The following is a 409-nucleotide window of genomic DNA, read 5'->3' as shown; positions in this document are numbered from 1 at the left end:
AGCACCGCCAGGCCGTCCAGCCCGCCGCACTCGGACACCAGCGCGTCCAGCTGCGGCCGGTGAATGGTGTCCAGGTCGTAGTAGGCGAACGGCGAACCGGCCAGCACCGCCTCGGTCGCCTCGCTCATCAGCTCGTCGTTGGCGGCGAGGTGCGCGACGATCTGCTCGGCGCTGAGTTGCCCCTCCGGCGGCGGCCCGAACCCGCCCGCGTCGATCTCCGCGAACAGTTCGTCGTACGCCTGCCGCAGTGCCGCGACGTCCACCTCGTCCATGTCCCGCATCCAACCCCCGTCGCTGCCGCGCCCACCCCGGCTACCGCGCCCGGTTCACCCGGACGGGTCCGGACAGGCGTGAAGGCCGGCACCCCGTTGGTTCGGGGTGCCGGCCTTCAGCGTGGTCTTACTTGTTC

General features: G+C 71.6%; 1 pseudogene. It reads right to left on the bottom strand.

The window, feature by feature from the left end:
- Window positions 1-263, bottom strand: a pseudogene (locus KBX39_RS32945) (hypothetical protein); the annotation flags it as partial.
- Window positions 264-409 lie beyond the last annotated feature (146 nt).

It is taken from the genome of Micromonospora sp. D75 (assembly GCF_018070405.1).
GTDB classification, from domain to species: Bacteria; Actinomycetota; Actinomycetes; order Mycobacteriales; family Micromonosporaceae; genus Micromonospora; species Micromonospora chalcea.
This window is presented reverse-complemented; position numbering and strand designations above follow the sequence as displayed.